Here is a 13,991-nt window from a genome sequence, read left to right as displayed (position 1 = left end):
TCTCGCGCAGCACTTCTGACAAGTGCGCCCCCTAGCTTGAAGTGCACTGAAACAATCTTTCAGCCTTCAGAAAAGAACAAAGGGGTGTGCAATGCTTTCGAGAATGACACGACGTCTACGCGATCGCACGGTGGTCACCGCCGCGATCCTGTCGCTGATGGGTTATGACGTTTATGCGGCCGACGCCAATTCGCTCGGGGGGAGCAACAGGAACGGCGATCGGACCGAGTCGCCGATCAAGCATGTGATCGTCATCCTCGGCGAAAACCGTACCTTCGACCACGTCTTCGCGACCTATGAACCGCACCGCCCGGGCGAGCGTGTCGACAACCTCCTTTCCAAGGGCATCATCACCAAGGATGGCTTGCCCGGACCGAACTACGCCAAGTCGGCGCAATTCTCCGCCGTGGTCAACAACACCTACTCCATCAACCCCGGCCAGAAGGCCCCTTACAACAACACGACCAACAAAGTGCAGGCGCCGGGAACCTCCTACGCGCCGCAATCCTGCTACACATCCGTCGATCAGGCCGCGCTCAATGGTCCGGGATGTCTCGCCACTCTGCAAGTCGCGGCGCAGGCCGACTATGGCCTCAGTAAGCAGGACCTGCCGCTGCTGACGACTGGCGCGACCGGTCTGCCCGGCAATTCGCCGGACGCGCGCGTCCTGGATTTCGACAATCTGCCGAATGGTGCCTATCCGCTGGTGACACTGGCACAGGCCGGCGAAACTCCCACCAGCCTTTACAAGACCTACGGCGGCAGCCCGGTGCACCGGTTCTACCAGATGTGGCAAGAGCTAGACTGCGACGTCACCAAGGCCACGCACCATAATCCGAGCGGCTGCCAGGCCGATCTCTTCACCTTTGTGGAATCGAGCGTCTCCTCGGGGAGCAACGGCAATCCGACCCCGCACGCGCTGAAGGAAGGTGCGATCGCGCTCGGCTTCTACAACGTCGCCAGGGGCGACGCGCCTTATCTGACCGAGCTTGCGCGCAAGTACACGCTCAACGACAATTTCCATCAGAGCGTAATGGGTGGCACGTTCGCCAATCACATGATGATCGGCTACGCCGATGCTCTCTATTATGCCGACGACAAGGGCGATCCCGCTAAGCCCGACCACGTCCTGGTCCCCGGTTCCAATCCGCCGCAATATGTCAACGAGGTCGAGAATCCCAACCCGGCGCCTGGCACGAACAACTGGTATCTCAACGACGGCTATGGCGGTGGCAGCTATTCGAACTGCGCCGATCCGAGCCAGCCCGGCGTTGGCGCCGTCGTCACCTACCTCAACGCCATCCATGTGTCGCCGCGTTGTGCGCCTAACGCTTATTATCTCCTGAACAACTACGTTCCGGCCTATATCGGCAGCGGTGCCACCGACCCGATCAACAACGGTCCGTTCACCTTGCCGCCTGTCATCAAGCAGCGGCATATCGGCGATGCGCTGACCCAGGCCGATGTCTCCTGGGCCTATTTCGGCGAGCGTTGGAATGACTTCAAGACCGCCCCCGGAGAAGGCACCAATTTCGGCGCGCTGGACCCGGTCGCCTATCTCTATTGCAACATCTGCAATCCGTTCCTGTTCTCCGCCTCGGTCATGACCAATGCGGCACAGCGCAATGCGCATATGAAGGACACACTCGATTTCTACGACGCCATCGCGGACGGTAATCTTCCGGCCGTGTCGTTCGTCAAGCCGAGCACTTTCAACGACGGTCATCCGTCGTCGTCGCGTGTGGATATTTTCGAGGCGTTCACCAAGAACATCGTCGACAAGGTGAAGTCCAACAAGGAACTTTGGAAGTCGACCGCCGTCGTCATCACCATGGACGAAGGCGGCGGCTACTACGATTCCGGCTATATCCAGCCGGTCGACTTCTTCGGCGACGGCACACGGATTCCGTTGCTGGTCGTGTCGAAATATTCGCGCGGCGGACACGTGTCGCATGAATATGGCGATCACGTCTCCATCACCAAGTTCGTTGAGCGCAACTGGCATCTCAAGCCGCTCGGGCCCAAGACGCGCGACACGTTGCCCAACCCTGTAGCCTCGGATGACAATCCCTACGTTCCCGTCAACCGGCCTGCGATCGGCGATCTCTTCGGCAATTTCAATTTCGCCGATCGTCGCGACGATGATCGTGACGATGAGTGATCACAACTCATAATCTTAGACTTGTCGACCCGGAGGCTGACTTGCCACCGGGTCGATTTCATCACTCGTCGTTGCATGGAGCACTTTGCGTGAATGTTGCGCCCTCAGGAAGCGCCGCTTCGATCGATGCGGCGCGCGATGCGTTTGCCGGAGGCAATCTGGATGTCGCCGAGCAGATTTGCGCGGGCATTCTCGGACGGAATCCTTCCGAGTGGCGTGCCTGGGCATTGCTGACAGAAACTGCGCTGCTGCGAGGCCGGCACGATGCAGCAGCCGTCAGCGCCGATCGTACCGTCGCACTGGCGCCGACGAATCCGATTGCGCTGGTATTGCGCGCGAAATGCCTGTTCATGACCGGCGAGACACGTCAGGCCTGTGCGGCGACGGACGTCGCGGCACGGCATCTCGACGATACGCCGGATGCGCTCGATGCGGTTGGCGCGATGTTTGGTCTGCTCGGGCTACAGCAGCGGGCGAGAGAGCTCTTTCGTCGCGCCGTCCTCGGGCGGCCGGGCGTGCCGCAATATCTTTTCAACCTGGCTGCTGCCGAGCGGATGATCGGCGCACTCGGCGATGCCGAAGCGCATTGCGATGCGGCCGTTGCCTGCGACCGCCATTACGGCCTTGCGCACTATTTGCGATCGGACCTGCGTACTCAGAGCTCCAATCACAATCATATCGACGAGATGGAAGCGCTGATCGGTGAGGGAGGTTTGTCCGCCTCGAGCGAAATCATGCTCCGTTTTGCGCTCGGCAAGGAATACGAGGACGTCGAGCTCTGGGGGCGCGCCTTCGATCATGTCAAGGCGGGCTGCGATTTGCAGCGTCGATCGCTTCCCCGTGATCCGGCCGCCGAAATTGCCGAGATCGATGCCATCATCCAGGCGCACACGCGATGCTGGATCGATGCAGCGCCGAGCGGCTATGCCGACGCCGCGCCAGTCTTCGTCACCGGCCTGCCGCGCACCGGCACGACGCTGGTGGAGCGAATCATCGCGAGCCACTCGGCGATGGATTCCGCAGGCGAGACCGGCGCGTTCGCGGCTGAGATGCGCCGCGCGATTACGAAGCGTCCGGGCGGCCGCGACCCCGAAGGCATCGGCAGGCGCTATCTGGATTCAGCCGCGGCGCTTCGCGTGCCGGTCAATGTGCGTTTCATCGACAAAACGCTGGAGAACTACCTTTATTGTGGCCTCATTCACGCGGCGCTTCCGTCCGCGAAGATCATCCTCGTGCAACGGCATCCGATTGATTCGTGCTGGGCGATCTACAAGGCGCACTTCCGCGGCAAGTTCTCGTTCTCATATCAGCAGACCGAGCTTGCGGAGTATTATCTGGCGTATCGCCGTCTGTCGCGGCACTGGCGCGCTGTGCTGCCGCCGGATGTGCTCATGGAAATCAACTACGAGGATATTGTGCGGCATCAGACGGCCGCCAGCCAGCACATCATCCGCTTTCTCGGGCTGCCCTGGGAAGATGGGGTGATGCGCTTTCATGAAAGCCCGGCGCCATCGGCAACAGCCAGCGCCGTACAGGTGCGCCGCCCGGTCTACGCCTCCTCGGTTGGCAAATGGCGTCACCATGCCGATCGGCTGAAACCGCTGCGCGAGCGCCTGGCGCGCGAGATTCCGGAGGCGGAGCTGGCATGACCACGCTGCGACCATCGCTGCTCCTCGTGACCGCGTCTGCCGTTCTCCTGGCCTTCGGTCAAGCTGCGTCGGCCGAAGTGAAGGTCGGAGGTAGGCCGGAGGCCGTGCACCTCGAAGTCCACGACGCTTCGCTCCAGGATGTGCTGGCTGCGCTGCAAGAGCACTTCAATCTGCGTTATCGCACTATCGATGCGCTCGATACGCAGACCACGGGGGTCTTCGATGGACCACTGCGGCGGGTGGTGGCTCGACTCCTCAGCGGCCATGATTATGCGATGCAGGTCACCGCTGAGGGCGTCGACGTGCTGGTGCTGGCGCCGCAGCGATCCAGCACCGCCGTGGTCGCTGCGGTGACGCCGGCGAATGCGGCCAGGCCCCCGCTAACAGCAGCGGAGCGCAGCCATTTTGAGCGTGGGCACCTGCGCTAAGCGCCGCGGCCTAGCCCTCGGTCACGTCGACGAGCTCGCCGCCCCCGAGAACCTTGGTTGCCTTGGCGCGGTCGAGGTCGCCTTCCCAGGCGGCCACGACAACCGTCGCCACGCAATTGCCGATGAGGTTGCCGACTGCGCGGGCCATGCCGATGAACCAGTCGACCGACAGCACCAGCACGAGGCCGATCGCCGGAATGCTCGGCACTGCGTTCAGCGTCGCGGCCAGGATCACGATCGCCGAGCCCGGTACGCCATGCGCGCCCTTTGACGTGATCAGGGAGACGCCCAACACCAGCAGAAGATCGCCGAACGACAGTGGCGTGTTGGTGGCCTGCGCGATGAAGACGACGGCAAGCGTCAGGTAGATCGAGAAGGCGTCGAGGTTGAAGGAATAGCCGGTCGGAATGACGAGGCCGACGACGGAATCCTTCACCCCCATCCGCTCCAGCTTCTTCATGATCTGAGGAAGCACCGCGTCGGAGGAGGCGGTCGCGAGCACGATGGTCAGCTCCTCGCGCAGGTAGGAGAGGAACTTGAGGATGTTGATGCCGGCGAGTGCCATCACGCTGCCGAGCACGCCGAGGACGAAGATGCCGACCGAGACGTAGAACAGCATCACCAGCGAGACCAGCTGCTTCAGCGAGCCGACGCCATATTTGCCGACCGTGTAGGCGACCGCGCCCAGCACGCCGAGCGGGGCGACGCGGACGATCAGCCCCATGACGCGGAACAGCACGGTTGACGCCGCGTCGATAATCGACGTGACGAGCTTGCCCTTTTCTCCACCGACCAGCGCGAGGCCGACGCCAAACAGCACCGCGAAGAACAGCACCTGAAGCACGTCGTTGCGTGACAGCGCGTCGAACGAAGTGCTGGGAATCACGTTGAGCAGGAAGGAGCCGATGCCGGCGCCTTGCAGCTTGTGGGCGTTGTCGGCATAGGTGTTGAGCGCCTTGGCATCGAGCGTCGAGGGATCGATGTTCATGCCATGGCCGGGACCGAAGAGGTAGGCGAGGATGAGCCCGACAACGAGCGCCACGGTGGTCATCACCTCGAAATAGAGCAACGCCTTGACGCCGACCCGCCCGACCTTCTTGAGATCGCCGGCGCCGGCAATGCCGTGCACGACGACGCAGAACACGATCGGCGCCACGATCATCGAGATCAGCTTCAGGAAGGCGTCGCTGAGGATCTTGAGGCTGATGGCGAAGTCCGGGGCGACCACGCCGAGGATGACGCCCAGGATCAGCGCCGCCAGAACCTGGACGAACAGCGAGGCGTAAAGTGGCTTGCGCTCTGCGGCCGGGGCCGCGGCAATGGTCGACATGACAAATCCCCCGTTTCAACGACGTCTTGATCGTTAATAGGAGCAACAACCGTGCCAGAATGTCGCGTCTTTTGCAGAAAGCGGGCTATTCGGCCGCTTTCGCCGTCTTGCCGTACATCCGGCTCGGGGTCGGGAACCCGCAGGAGCTGCCGTCGGTGATCTTCACCTGATCTTCCCATGGCAGCCGGTAGGTGCCCGCGACCATGTCCTGCATGAAGGTGTAGGGGCAGTCCATCGCGCCGCCCTTCACCGCGACATAGCCGCGGTGCCAGAGCTGGTAGATGTTGTTTTCGACGCCCCAGTTGATGCGGGCCTCGCGCACGAGATCGGGCCGCACTTCTGCTGTGATGATCTCGTCGGCCCGGCCGTTGGTGCCGTGCGCCAGCACGGTGCCGTCGAAATTGACGATCATGCCTTCGCCCATGGAATCGAACGAGCCGTCGCTGCCGCACATGCAGACGTTGGCCGTCACCATCAGGTTCTGGAACGAATTGGCCTGGTTGGTGAAGCGCCATGCGTCGCGAATCGGCGCAGTGTAGCCAGCGGTCCGGATCATGATCTCAGCGCCCTTATAGGCGCATTCGCGCGCCATCTCCGGGAACATGCCGTCGTGGCAGATGATGAGCGCGATCTTCGCGCCGTTCGGGCCTTTGATCACGGGAATGCCGATATCGCCCGGCTCCCACGGCTCGACCGGAATCCAGGGATGAAGCTTGCGGTAATAGAGCTTGATCTCGCCGTGATCGTCGATGACCAGGCCCGAATTGTAGGGATTGCCGTGTGGGTTGAACTCCATGATGGAGAAGCAGCCCCAGATCTTGTTGTCGATGCAGGCCTTCTTGAATGCCGCGACCTCGGGCCCGTCGAGCCGGCACATGATCTCGGGATTGGTGTCCATCGAGAGGCCGTGCAGCGAGTATTCGGGGAACACCACCAGATCCATGGCGGAGAGATTGCGGCGCGCCTTGCCGACCATCCAGACGATGCGCTCGGTCTGCTTGGCGAGATCGGCCTTGGTCACGACGACCGGCAATTGCAATTGAACCAGTCCGATGACCACGCCCTCAGGCGATTTGTTCAACCCGCCAAGCCCGTTCATGATCAGCTCCCTCCGTCGGCTTCCTTGCCGTCCGCGCGATGCCGTTGCGCGCAGTTCTCGGCAGAGCAAATCCGATTTTGGCAGCGCGCAAAAGTCCATTTTTCAGGCGGCAGGCATAGCCGTGCCCGCATGGGCCGCCCGGCCCCAGAGCATGCCGACGCCCATTGTCGCGGCGGGGTGTGCCTCAAGTCTCGGCTTGACCCTCCAATCCGCCTGATGTCAGACTTATGACATGAGTACAGCAAAGCGACATGTCGCCAGCCTTCGCGACGAATATGCCGAGATGACGCGGCAGCGCATCGTCGCGGCTTTTGTCGAGACGCTGGAGGACGAGGCGGCCGACGACATTTCCATGGCCGCGGTCGCCAAGCGCGCAAAAGTGGCCGAGCGAACCATCTATCGGCACTTCAAGACCCGCGCTGAGCTGTTTGCGGCGGCCGGCGAGTGGATCGAGGACAACGTCTTCAGCTATATTCCCTTCACCTCGCCCGACGAGCTGCCGGAGATTTTCCGCAAGCTGTGCAAGCGGTTCGACCGTCATCCGCATCTGGCGCGTGCCATCGCGATGACGCGGGCCGGCCGCCGGGTGCGTGCCGGCTTCCGGCGGCACCTGATCGAGCAGCATCGCAAGGCGATGGCGCCGCTGGCGCGGCATCTCCCCGCAAAGGAGGTCCGCCAGGCGGAGGCGGTCGCGTCCTATCTCAACAACGTGCTGGCCTGGAATGCGATGCGTGAGGACTTTGGCATGTCCAGCGTCGAGATCGCCGACACGGTCGAGTGGGCGCTCACGACCCTTTTGAACGATGTCCGTCAGCGCGATGCCGCTGCGGCGCGCAACGGCAAGGCCGGCAGATCGCCGCGCAGGCGAACCACTGCGCGCGAAACCACCGGCGTGGAGTGAGGCAGGCCATGAATGCAATCCCCGACGACCTCCTGATCAACGCGCCCGACGAGGTTCGCATCCGCCAGGACCTGGTGCTGACGGCGCTCGGCCGGCGCCCGGCCGATCGCTCCTTGCGGGTCGGCAGATTGCTCGATGTGCACAGCCGCACCTGGAGCGAGGATCAGGAGATCGTCTTCAAGGGCCGGCGCATTGCCTGGGTCGGGCCGGCCGGCAGCTATCCCGGCGAGGTCGGCGAGCGCGTGCATCGGCCGGATCTTGCGGCTGTCCCCGGCTTCGGCGAGGTGCACAAGCACATCGAAAGCTCGCATCTGACGCCGGAATGGGAGGCCGCACTGGTGCTGCCACATGGCAATACCTGGACCTGCGAGGCGAGCCACGAGTTCTCCAACGTCGACGGCGCGCGTAATCTCGAATTCTGGTTCGAGGCACGGCGCCGCGGCTCGCCGCTCAAGATCTTTCCGCAGCCTGGATCGGCGGTGCCGCCGACGGCCTACGAATGGGGTGGCGGCTGGTATGGCCACGACGAGCAGGCTCGCTTCATGGGTGAGAGCCTGATGGTTACCGGGCTCGACGAGGTCATGGATTGGCCGGCGGTGTGGAATCCCGACAATCCCTCCTACAAGCGGCTCTGGGGCATGATCGAGGCGACGTTCGCAGCGCGCGGCGTCGTCGAAGGCCACGCCTCCGGCCTGCGGGACCTGCCTTCCATCAACGCCTTCGCCGCGGCGGGGCTCGCCTCCGACCACGAAGTGCAGACTCCGGAAGAGACCTGGGACAAGCTCACCCGCGGCTTGTTCATCGAGCTGCGTGTCTACGCGATGGATGAGATCGTGAAATGGCTGCTCGCGAAGGGTCTGCAGGACTGGTCGCAGATCGCGTTCACCACCGATGACCGCAGTGCCAGCCACACGCTCGAGCTCGGTGCCAGTGATCACAATGCGCGGGTTGCGATCGAGGCCGGTCTTGCGCCGGAAATCGCAATCCAGTGTCTCACCATCAACCCGGCGCGGCATATGCGCATCACGCCGTTCGTCGGCAGTCTGGCCCCGGGGCGTTTCGGCGACGTCGTGCTGCTCTCGGACGTCGCCAAGCTCGCGATCGCCGAGGTGTGGGCCGATGGCGCGCAGGTCTCCGAGGGCAAGCGCTATCTTGGTCAGGTGCCCGAAATCCAGTGGCCGGATTGGGCAACGCAGACGATCAACATCAAGCGTTCGATCAAGCCTCAGGATTTCGAACTGCCGGCCGAGCCTGGCCGTTCCACGATGAAGGCGGCGGTGATCCGTCCCTTCCATTGGCATCCCGAATTCTACACCCTCGAGCTGCCGGTACGTGACGGTGCCGTGCAGCGCGACGAGAGCGAGGCCATCACCAAATTCGCCATCGTCGATCGCTTTTCCGGCGATGGGCGCGTCGCAAAGATGTTCTGGCGCGGCTGTGGTCCGCGCACGCCGGAGACAGCTGTTGCCTGCTCGGTGGCTCACGACAAGCACAACATCTGGGTGGTCGGCTCGTCCGACGCGGCGATGGCGAAGGCGGTCAACGCGCTGATCGAGCTTCAGGGCGGCTGGGCGCTGGTGCGCGAGGGCGAGCTCGTTGCCACCGTCCGTTTCGAGGTCGGCGGGCTGATGAGCTGCCGTTCGGCGCAGGCGCTCGATGACGAGATGCAGGCGCTTTATGCGGAAGGTCGGAAGGTCGACTGGATGTACGAGCCGACGTTCCGGCCGCGCTGGTATCCGGGATTTCCGGAGAGGCTCATGTTTGCGACGCTGACCTGTGCGCCCTGGAGCTGGGTGCTGGTGGCGCCGTGCGAGCAGGCGCCGCTCGGCTTCATCAATGTGCAGACCGGCGAAGCGCACCCGGTGGTCTGGTAGGGGAGAACTGGGATGAACGAGATGACGAAGCCGCAAGCCGCTCCTGCCGAGCCGGCACCGCGCGCAGCCTCGGGACTGCTTGATCGTACCTTTGACCTCACCGGGCGTGGCACGAGCGTCGGTCGCGAGGTGATGGCCGGCGCGACGACGTTCGCGGCGATGGCCTATATCATCGCCGTCAATCCTGCGATCATGTCCAACGCTGGGATGGACCGTGCCGATCTCGTCAGCGCCACGGCGCTCGCGGCTATCGTCGGCTCGGTGATGATGGGGCTGTGGGCCAATCTGCCACTTGCGGTAGCACCCGCGATGGGCTCGAACGTCATCTTCACCTATGTCATCGTCAAGCAGATGGGGATGCCCTGGCAGGGCGCACTCGCCATGGTCGCCTTCACCGGCGTGCTGTTCCTGATCCTCAGCCTGTCGAAGCTGCGCGAGAAAGTCGCAAAGGACGTGCCGGAAGCGCTGAAGATCGGCATCCAGGCGGCGGTCGGCACTCTCATCGTCTTCATTGCGCTACGGGGCGCCGGATTCGTGGTCCAGAACCCGTCGACCTATGTCGCCATGGGCTCCTTGCGCAGCCCGCCGGTGCTGCTGACGCTGTTCGGCCTCCTGCTCACGCCGGTGCTGGTGGCTCGCCGGGTGCCGGCGGCGCTGATCCTGTCGATCGCGGTGCTCACGCTGATCGGCTTCTTCGTCCCAGGCGCCAACGGCAAGATGGTGACGTCAGTGCCATCAGCCATCATGGCTTGGCCGCGCTGGCCGACCAGCACCTTCATGGCGCTCGACATCGGCTATCTCTTCAGCCATTTCGTCGTGGCCCTGCCGCTGCTGTTCTATTTCCTGTGCGCCGAATTCTTCTCGACGCTGGGCACGCTGATCGGCGTGACGGGGGCCGCCAATTTGCGCAAGCCCGATGGCTCGATCCCGAATGCTACCGCCGCCTTTGCGACCGACGCGACGGCTTCAATCGTCGGACCGTTGCTAGGGACCTCCGTCGTCACGGCCTACATCGAATCCATCACCGGCGTGCAGGCCGGCGGTCGCACCGGCCTGACCTCGCTGACAGTTGCGGGATTCTTCTTCCTTGCACTGTTCTTCTGGCCGATCTTCGTCATCATCCCGCCGCAAGCGACCGCGCCCGCACTGGTGCTCGTCGGCGTGCTCATGATGCAAGGACTTGCCCGCATCGACATGACCGATCTCGCCAACGCGGTTCCGATCGTGCTAACGCTGCTCGTCACCGTCCTGACCAACAACCTCATCAACGGAATGGCGCTGGGCACGCTGAGCTACATCGCTCTCGAAGTGGCGGTCGGCCGGCGGTCGCGGATTCCGGCGATGGTGTGGGGACTCGGGGTCGTGTTCGTCGCATACGCGATCGTGATCGCACAGATCTTTTGACGCGTGCGTCAAGCCGCGAGGTCCAGCAGTCGACACGATCCGCGCACGAGCACCTTGCGTCCGATGGGGGTCATCGCGGGCACGCCATCATCAATGACAACGAGACCAAGCTTGACCAGGCTGTCGACGAGATAGGCCTTCGCGAGGCGATTGTTCGCTACGGGATTACGAAGTGTGCGCAGGGCTGCCCATTGATCCGGCGAAAGATCGAAGTCGAAATCGTCGTTCATGTTGCCTCAAGCGATAGTCACGTTCGCGCGCCCCTGTTAGCGGCGCTGCATGAAGACCGTGCGACGACAATGAGTCGGGAATTCGGTGAGCTGTTTAGAATTTCTCTTCACGAATTGCCGCAGTCTATTGCGCCACAATAGTTAAGATCGCCCGGACACGATGATTGTCCCGATCATTGATCACTAATTGATGATCTTCACTTGATGTTGCGCCGCGGCGGCCGCAGTGCATGGGAAGCGCTACTGTCTCATTCTGCGTCGCGATAGGCATGGAAACGGTGAGACGCCGGGTTCGTGATTCTGCTACGCTGATTCGCGGGAAATGGCTTCACACGACAAGGAGTGTGAGTGCATGAACAGGCTGGTGGAGATTCGCAGTCAGGAATCCCTGTGTCGCGAGCGTGCGGCGCGCGATTTTGAGCGTCGGGTTTTCTGGCTTACACAGGCCCGGGAATGGGAACAGCGCGCGCTCGACGAAATTGCCTATCACTTTCGCGAGTGCAATGTCGTTCATGCGGAGCTTGCGCGAAGCTGACGTTGGCGTGAGCTAAGGACTTACTGGTAAGTCGCAACGATATCGGCGACCGCGCGCTCGAGCTGCTGCGCGGTGGCGCATTGCCGCACCACGCTGCAAAAGGTCGCATAACGCGGCATCTCGGAATCGCCGAAGCCCCAGGCGAGCCGTCCCTCGGGATTGAGCCAGACCAGTCGCTTCGATCGTTCGGAGACGCGACGCAGAATGTCCGCACGTGGGTCGAGATTGTTGCTGCGGGCATCGCCGAGCACGATCACCGTGGTCTGCGGCGTCAGCGTGCTCATGAAGTCTTTTTCGAAATCGACCAGCGAAGAGCCGTAATCGGACGAGCCGAAACCGACCTTGGACATGATCTCGGCCATCGCCTCTTCGGGCGACTTCTTCTCCAGGATCTCGCTGACCTCGATCAGATGCGACGAGAATGCGAAGGAGCGGACGTCGTCGACCACCTCGTGCAGCGAGTGGATCAGGAGCAGGAAGAAGTCGGAGACCTGTGCGACCGAGCCGGAGACGTCGCAGATCGCCACGATCTTCGGCCGGTCGCGGTGCTTGCGCTTCCACGCGGTGAGGAAGGGCACGCCACCCCAGGCAGCGTTGCGGCGAAGCGTACGGCGGACGTCGAGATGGCCGCGGCGCTGACGCTTGCGCGGTTTCGAATAGCGCTCGCGCAGCCTCCGCGCGATCTGGCGGATCAGCGCGCGCATCTCCGCAACCTGACGCCGCTCGATGCGCGCGAGTGGCGCATTGCGCAGGATCTCGTTGCGAAGGGTCTCGGCCTCTTCGCGCGCATAGAGCGCAAGCCCTTGTGAGACGGTGTCGCGCACGGCCTCGCGCAGGCCATCGAGCGCGGCCCGCAGGCGTTCGGCCAGCGCCGGATTGGTTGCCGTCAATTCATCGAGATCGTCGCGCAGGCGCTGAAGGCCCATGGCGTCGAGGATGCGGCTGGAGAAGATGCCGCGCTGGGTGGAGTAGCGAATGTCGGAGAGCGAAGCTGCGCCGGAGGCGCTGGCGATGGCGGCCGAGATCGCATTGCGATCCTGCGACATCAGCATTTGTGCAAGTGGACCCAATGCTTCGGAAGGATGTCCTTCGCCCGCTTCGCTGGCCGAGCTTGAGGAGGACGACTGATCCGCGTCCTGAGAGGCGTCGTCTGCGTTGTCGGCTTCAGGCTGATCCTGTCGCGGCTCGGGCTGGCTGAAGAACAGATCAAAGCAGTCGCCGAGCGCGAGCTTCTCGTCCTGCGACTTGGCGAGCGTCAGAAGCAGCGCGTCGCGCAGGACGGCGCGATCGGTGAAACCGACCTGCGCGACGGCGCGCATCGCGTCGATGCTTTCGGCGGGCGAGACGTGGACACCGGCCCCGCGCGCCGCCCGAAAGAAACGATGAAGGTTCTCGCGCATCGGACGTCAACCGAAGACGTTGGACCGGGCCGCCTTGGCAATGAAGGTGGTGATTTGCGGGTGAGCTGCCTCGATATCGGCCTCGTATTTCAGGAGCACGTTGAGCGTGTCCTTGACCATCTCGGTGTCGAGCTCGGTGGCCTGCAGCAGCACCAGCACGCGCGCCCAGTCGATCGTCTCGCTCACTGAGGGCAGCTTCTTCAAATCCAGCGAGCGGATCTCGTGGATGAAACCGACCATCTGCTGGCGCAGGGTCTGCGAGATGCCGGGGACGCGGCTCTCGACGATGCGCTCCTCCAGCCGCTGCTCGGGGAAGCCGATATGCAGATGCAGGCAGCGCCGCTTCAAGGCGTCGCCGAGATCGCGCTCGCTGTTGGAGGTGAGGATCACCGTCGGCGGCGTGATCGCCGAGACGGTGCCGAGCTCCGGGATCGTGACCTGGAAGTCGGAGAGGATTTCCAGCAGCAGCGATTCGAATTCGGCATCGGACTTGTCGATCTCGTCGATCAGGAGCACGCAGCCGCCCGGCTGCTCCAGCGCCTGGAGAAGGGGGCGCGGCTCGACAAATTCCTTGGAGAAGAACACGTCGCCGAAATCATGAAGCTGTTCGAGCGCAGCGTGCAGTGTCTGCGCGCCGCCAAGAACTTCGCCGAGCTTATCCTTGAGGATTTGCGTGTAGAGCAGCTGCTTGGCGTATTTCCACTCATAGAGCGCCTTCGCCTCGTCAAGGCCTTCGTAGCACTGCAGGCGGATCATCTTCAGGCCGCGCCAGGCGGCAATCGCCTTGGCAAGCTCGGTCTTGCCGACGCCGGCAGGGCCCTCGACCAGGATCGGCTTTTCGATCTGCTGCGACAAATAAACGGCGGTCGCGATCTGGCGGCTCGCGATATAGCCTTGCGCGGCGAGGCCGCTCTCCACTGCCTCGATCCAGGTCGAGGCCTTCTGTTCAGCCACGAAAGGGCGCTCCCAAAGGTCTTGCT

General features: G+C 63.1%; 12 protein-coding genes and 1 pseudogene. 8 read left to right on the top strand and 5 right to left on the bottom strand.

Features of this window, described 5'->3' with window-relative positions:
* Positions 1 to 103 precede the first annotated feature (103 nt).
* The 4 genes and pseudogenes from ABID59_RS09905 (at position 104) to ABID59_RS09890 (ending at position 4,238) form a co-directional block, all read left to right on the top strand.
* The gene (locus tag ABID59_RS09905) at positions 104 to 2,161 is read left to right on the top strand and encodes an alkaline phosphatase family protein (protein WP_354083269.1); all 2,058 of its coding nucleotides are present in this window, start codon (positions 104 to 106) and stop codon (positions 2,159 to 2,161) included.
* Positions 2,158 to 2,466: pseudogene (locus tag ABID59_RS09900) on the top strand (hypothetical protein); the annotation flags it as partial. The gene ABID59_RS09905 and the pseudogene ABID59_RS09900, both read left to right, overlap by 4 nt.
* 138 nt (positions 2,467 to 2,604) lie before the next feature.
* Entirely contained in the window at positions 2,605 to 3,810 is a 1,206-nt protein-coding gene (locus ABID59_RS09895) for a sulfotransferase family protein (RefSeq protein ID WP_354083596.1), read from the top strand.
* Positions 3,807 to 4,238 (top strand): hypothetical protein, encoded by a 432-nt coding sequence (locus ABID59_RS09890; RefSeq protein WP_354083268.1) that lies wholly within the window; start codon positions 3,807 to 3,809, stop codon positions 4,236 to 4,238. Before ABID59_RS09895 ends, ABID59_RS09890 begins: the two co-directional genes overlap by 4 nt.
* A 10-nt stretch (positions 4,239 to 4,248) precedes the next feature.
* Here ABID59_RS09890 and ABID59_RS09885 read toward each other — a convergent pair whose 3' ends face one another.
* Positions 4,249 to 5,568 (bottom strand): dicarboxylate/amino acid:cation symporter, encoded by a 1,320-nt coding sequence (locus tag ABID59_RS09885; protein ID WP_354083267.1) that lies wholly within the window; start codon positions 5,566 to 5,568, stop codon positions 4,249 to 4,251.
* An 85-nt stretch (positions 5,569 to 5,653) separates the two neighbouring features.
* Complete coding sequence (locus ABID59_RS09880) at positions 5,654 to 6,667, bottom strand: formamidase (protein WP_354083266.1); 1,014 nt, start codon at positions 6,665 to 6,667, stop codon at positions 5,654 to 5,656.
* Between the two features lie 232 nt (positions 6,668 to 6,899).
* On the opposite strand from ABID59_RS09880, the gene ABID59_RS09875 reads away from it, so the two are divergent.
* From ABID59_RS09875 to ABID59_RS09865, 3 genes are read left to right on the top strand one after another with little or no spacing between them, the layout of a single operon-like run.
* Positions 6,900 to 7,568 carry a TetR/AcrR family transcriptional regulator gene (locus ABID59_RS09875; RefSeq protein WP_354083265.1) on the top strand — a complete coding sequence of 223 codons (669 nt, stop codon included), beginning with the start codon at positions 6,900 to 6,902 and terminating at the stop codon, positions 7,566 to 7,568.
* 8 nt (positions 7,569 to 7,576) lie between these two features.
* On the top strand, positions 7,577 to 9,442 hold the full coding sequence (locus ABID59_RS09870; RefSeq protein ID WP_354083264.1) for an adenine deaminase: 1,866 nt from the start codon (positions 7,577 to 7,579) through the stop codon (positions 9,440 to 9,442).
* Positions 9,443 to 9,454: 12 nt separating this feature from the next.
* The gene (locus ABID59_RS09865) at positions 9,455 to 10,846 is read left to right on the top strand and encodes an NCS2 family permease (RefSeq protein ID WP_354083263.1); all 1,392 of its coding nucleotides are present in this window, start codon (positions 9,455 to 9,457) and stop codon (positions 10,844 to 10,846) included.
* Positions 10,847 to 10,854: 8 nt separating this feature from the next.
* Here the strand turns inward: ABID59_RS09865 and ABID59_RS09860 are convergent, their stop codons facing one another.
* Complete coding sequence (locus ABID59_RS09860; RefSeq protein WP_148753448.1) at positions 10,855 to 11,076, bottom strand: hypothetical protein; 222 nt, start codon at positions 11,074 to 11,076, stop codon at positions 10,855 to 10,857.
* A gap of 352 nt (positions 11,077 to 11,428) precedes the next feature.
* On the opposite strand from ABID59_RS09860, the gene ABID59_RS09855 reads away from it, so the two are divergent.
* Entirely contained in the window at positions 11,429 to 11,611 is a 183-nt protein-coding gene (locus ABID59_RS09855) for a hypothetical protein (RefSeq protein WP_354035472.1), read from the top strand.
* Between the two features lie 20 nt (positions 11,612 to 11,631).
* On the opposite strand, the gene ABID59_RS09850 is transcribed toward ABID59_RS09855, so the two are convergent.
* The gene (locus ABID59_RS09850; RefSeq protein ID WP_354083262.1) at positions 11,632 to 13,011 is read right to left on the bottom strand and encodes a vWA domain-containing protein; all 1,380 of its coding nucleotides are present in this window, start codon (positions 13,009 to 13,011) and stop codon (positions 11,632 to 11,634) included.
* Positions 13,012 to 13,017: 6 nt separating this feature from the next.
* Positions 13,018 to 13,965 carry an AAA family ATPase gene (locus ABID59_RS09845; protein ID WP_354083261.1) on the bottom strand — a complete coding sequence of 316 codons (948 nt, stop codon included), beginning with the start codon at positions 13,963 to 13,965 and terminating at the stop codon, positions 13,018 to 13,020.
* Positions 13,966 to 13,991: the final 26 nt, after the last annotated feature.

Origin of the sequence: Bradyrhizobium sp. S3.3.6 (assembly GCF_040546905.1) — a bacterium.
GTDB classification, from domain to species: Bacteria; Pseudomonadota; Alphaproteobacteria; order Rhizobiales; family Xanthobacteraceae; genus Bradyrhizobium; species Bradyrhizobium cytisi.
This window is presented reverse-complemented; position numbering and strand designations above follow the sequence as displayed.

Excerpts from the sequence above, each read along its gene's own strand:
- ABID59_RS09905 (WP_354083269.1), top strand. The coding sequence starts at position 104 with ATGACACGACGTCTACGCGATCGCACGGTGGTCACCGCCGCGATCCTG.
- ABID59_RS09895 (WP_354083596.1), top strand. The coding sequence starts at position 2,605 with ATGTTTGGTCTGCTCGGGCTACAGCAGCGGGCGAGAGAGCTCTTTCGT.
- ABID59_RS09890 (WP_354083268.1), top strand. The coding sequence starts at position 3,807 with ATGACCACGCTGCGACCATCGCTGCTCCTCGTGACCGCGTCTGCCGTT.
- ABID59_RS09885 (WP_354083267.1), bottom strand. The coding sequence starts at position 5,568 with ATGTCGACCATTGCCGCGGCCCCGGCCGCAGAGCGCAAGCCACTTTAC.
- ABID59_RS09880 (WP_354083266.1), bottom strand. The coding sequence starts at position 6,667 with ATGAACGGGCTTGGCGGGTTGAACAAATCGCCTGAGGGCGTGGTCATC.
- ABID59_RS09875 (WP_354083265.1), top strand. The coding sequence starts at position 6,900 with ATGAGTACAGCAAAGCGACATGTCGCCAGCCTTCGCGACGAATATGCC.
- ABID59_RS09870 (WP_354083264.1), top strand. The coding sequence starts at position 7,577 with ATGAATGCAATCCCCGACGACCTCCTGATCAACGCGCCCGACGAGGTT.
- ABID59_RS09865 (WP_354083263.1), top strand. The coding sequence starts at position 9,455 with ATGAACGAGATGACGAAGCCGCAAGCCGCTCCTGCCGAGCCGGCACCG.
- ABID59_RS09860 (WP_148753448.1), bottom strand. The coding sequence starts at position 11,076 with ATGAACGACGATTTCGACTTCGATCTTTCGCCGGATCAATGGGCAGCC.
- ABID59_RS09855 (WP_354035472.1), top strand. The coding sequence starts at position 11,429 with ATGAACAGGCTGGTGGAGATTCGCAGTCAGGAATCCCTGTGTCGCGAG.
- ABID59_RS09850 (WP_354083262.1), bottom strand. The coding sequence starts at position 13,011 with ATGCGCGAGAACCTTCATCGTTTCTTTCGGGCGGCGCGCGGGGCCGGT.